The organism is Frigoribacterium sp. 9N (genome assembly GCF_902506305.1).
GTDB lineage: Bacteria > Actinomycetota > Actinomycetes > Actinomycetales > Microbacteriaceae > Frigoribacterium.
This window is the reverse complement of record NZ_LR733394.1, coordinates 1-3,143: the sequence shown is the minus strand read 5'-3', so window position 1 is coordinate 3,143 and position 3,143 is coordinate 1. Positions and strand designations below refer to the sequence as shown.

Sequence of the window (3,143 nt, the reverse complement as noted above, 5' to 3'; positions counted from 1 at the left end):
CCCACCCCTCCCACGGACGCGCCGACGCCCACCCCCGGCACCGACGAGGGCTCGGGCTCGTAGGGCACCGGCCGCGTCGGCCGCACCGGCCGTCAGGGCGCCGGCCGCTCGGAAGCGTCGGCACCGGTCAGCACAGCAGGCTCCGTCAGCACAGCAGGCTCCGTCAGAACAGCAGGCTCCGTCAGAACCGCGTGGTGATGCTGCCCTCGACGACGGGTGGCACACCGCGGCGGTCGGCCGAGCCCCGCACCGTGGCGATCTCGTTCCACTTGTCGATCGTGGTGCAGGGGTGCGAGACGCCGAGCCGCACCAGGTCACCGACCTGCAGCCCCGACGACGGATCGAGCCGCAGGAAGGCGTGCTGGTCGTTGAGGGCCGACACGTGCGACCCGTCGAGCGCCCCCGGGAGGCGCCGGTCGGCCGCCTGCGGACGCCACGCCTCGAGCGGCACCGGGAACCCCTCGTCGTCCGACGTGTCGCGCCGTCCGACGTTGAGCAGGGCGAGACCGGGCTCGGGACGGGACACCACGGACGCCCAGAGCTCGAGCGTCGGCAAGAACGAGGGCTCGGCCGTCGACCCCTCGGCCTGTTCGGCGTCGAACCCCTCGGCCGCGCCGTCGAACCCGGTGAGTTCGCCGTCGGTCGGCCCGCCCATCTCGCGGTCGGCCTGCGACCCCGCCGAACCGTCGCCGACGACGACCGTGACGTCGGCGTCGACGCCGGCCGCGCCTCCTGCGGTCGACGGCACGGCGTGGCGGGTCGACGGCATCGTGTCGCGGGCGAACGGGGTCAGCCGGCGATAGAGGTCGTGGTCGTGGGCGACGTACGAACCCGACCGCAGTACGACGCGCGTGCGCGGCCCCTGCAGACCCGAGGGGTCGTGCCGGTCGCCGAGCACGGCGACGACACGGTCGAAGTAGACGCTGCCGCCGGCCGTCACCACCACGTCGTGACCTTTCGACAGCCACGGGTCGAAGGCCGGCGCACCGATGCCGTCGAGCACCTCGAGGAGCCCCCGCAGGTAGTCGTCGACCACGGCGATGCCGGCCGCGTCGACGTCGTGCGTGAGGGCGCCCTCGTACCCGGCCACCCCGGCCAGGACGAGGTGCGGTGCCGCCGCCACGGCCTCGGCGACGAGCAGCGCCTCGCGCACCGAGCGCGCGCCGGTCCGGCCGAGCGGCGACCCGAACTCGACCAGCACGGCGAGCGGACGCTCGCCCTCGGCCCGCGCCAGGGCGGCGTCGACGAGGCGCACCGTCTCGACCGAGTCGACCCACATGAGCACGTCGACGCCGGGCGCGGCGAGCGCCGCGAGGGTCGCGGGCGCGAACGCGGTGCCCGCCAGGACGACGTTCGGCACCCCGGCCTCGCGCGCGACGGCGACCTGGAACGCCGTCGCGAGCGTGATGCCCCACGCGCCGGCGTCGAGCTGCCGGCGCCAGATCTCGGGCGCCATCGTCGTCTTGCCGTGCGGCGCCAGGTCGACCCCGCCCTCGCGACACCAGGCGGCCATGGTCTCGACGTTGTGGGTGAGGGCGTCGAGGTCGATCGTGAGCAGCGGGGTCGCGAGGTCGATCAGCGGGACCGGCCGGGGCTCGCGGCCGAAGCCCACCTTGGTGGGGACGGGGGCGGACGGGGTCGAGGACGACGTGGTCATGGTGCCTTCCGACGGGTGCGGTTCGGGGGTGTGCGGAGTGGTGCTGCGGTCAGGCCGTGTGTCGGTACCTGACGGTAGTTTTGCAGCCACCCCCGACGGGCGACACCTCACGTCGGGCCCACCGACCATCCACCAGAGAAGAGCAGACCTGTGAGCGAGAAGACCGAAGTCCGCACCGGCGGCGCCCCCACCCCCATCTCGACCTTCTCGCAGGGCGTGCTCAAGAACGGGTTCCTCAGCGTGTCGGGCCAGGGCCCGCAAGACCCCGCCACGAGCGAGTACCTGCACCCCGGCGACCTGACGTCGCAGACCGTCCGCACGCTCGACAACGTCAAGGCGATCGTCGAGGGCGCCGGCGGGACGTTCGACGACGTCGTGTCGCTGCGCGTGTTCCTCACCACGCGCGACGACTTCGCCGAGATGAACGCCGCGTACGAGACCTACCTGCTGCAGAACGTCCCGAGCGGGGTGTTCCCCACCCGCACGACGGTCTTCGTCGAGCTGCCGAACGAGGCCATGCTCGTCGAGATCGACGCGCTCGCCATCCTCAGCTGACGCGCTGCGGCTCTCCGGGCCTGCGGCCTGCGGCTCTGCCGCCCTGCCGCTCGTCGACAGCGGGCGAGTTCGCACTTTCCTGGTCGGCACGATCGCCCGCCCACCCCGGACACGCCCGTGTTCGGGGTGGCGCGGCGTCCAGGCGGCGCGACCACAGGAGGCGCAGGTCAGTCGGTCGCGCCCGTCACGACCACGATCTTCCGTGACCACGTCGCGTCGGTCAGCTGGGCGAGCATGAAACGCGCCACGTCGGCACGGGTCACGTGGCTGCCCGCCCCCTGGGGCAACCGCTCCCCCGTGGCGAGCGACCCGGTCGCCGGGTCGTCGGTGAGGCGCGTCGGGTAGACGAGCGTCCAGTCGAGTCCGCTCTCGCGCACCTCGGCGTCGGCGACGTCCTTGGCGGCGTAGACCTTGCCGAGCACGGTGTGGAAGAACATCTTCTGGAAGGTGTTCGCGTCGGCCTGACTCTCGCCGACGCCGAAGGCCGAACAGACGACGAGTCGGTCGACGCCCGCGTCGTGCATCGCCGGCAGCAGGGCCCGCCCGACCTCGACCTCCACCGGGTGCCGCATGTTCCGCGAGCCGATCGCGTTCAGCACAGCGTCCTGGCCGGCGACGGCGGCGCGGACGTCCTCGGCCGAGGTCGCGTCCCCGGTGAGCACCCGGACGCCCTCCGTCACGTCGAGGGACGAGGCATCGCGGACGAGCACCGTCACGTCGTGCCCCGCCGACAGGGCGACCCGCAGGACGTGGGAGCCCGTGCCCCCGGTCGCTCCCAACACCAGAACCTTCATCGCGCCTCCTGTCGTTCATCGAAGCGAACACCGTCCGACCAAGAGCGGGCCGAGAACGTCGGCGCAGGGTCGGGGCAGGTCGGGTCGGAACAGGGCGGGTCGCCCTGTCGGCGGGGCACGACGTGACGGTGCTCGTC

Annotated in this window: 3 protein-coding genes; 1 reads left to right on the top strand and 2 read right to left on the bottom strand. The window is 73.2% G+C overall.

The genetic code is table 11. The features are described from left to right. Window positions 1-181: 181 nt before the first annotated feature. Window positions 182-1,657 (bottom strand): alanine racemase, encoded by a 1,476-nt coding sequence (locus tag ARTHRO9V_RS15155; protein ID WP_159828883.1) that lies wholly within the window; start codon window positions 1,655-1,657, stop codon window positions 182-184. A 150-nt stretch (window positions 1,658-1,807) separates the two neighbouring features. Between ARTHRO9V_RS15155 and ARTHRO9V_RS15150 the strand changes: the two genes are divergently transcribed. Continuing rightward, window positions 1,808-2,212, top strand: coding sequence for a RidA family protein (locus ARTHRO9V_RS15150; protein WP_056043363.1), 405 nt, complete (start codon window positions 1,808-1,810; stop codon window positions 2,210-2,212). Window positions 2,213-2,379: 167 nt separating this feature from the next. Here the strand turns inward: ARTHRO9V_RS15150 and ARTHRO9V_RS15145 are convergent, their stop codons facing one another. Next, entirely contained in the window at window positions 2,380-3,006 is a 627-nt protein-coding gene (locus ARTHRO9V_RS15145) for an NAD(P)-dependent oxidoreductase (protein WP_056043366.1), read from the bottom strand. Window positions 3,007-3,143: the final 137 nt, after the last annotated feature.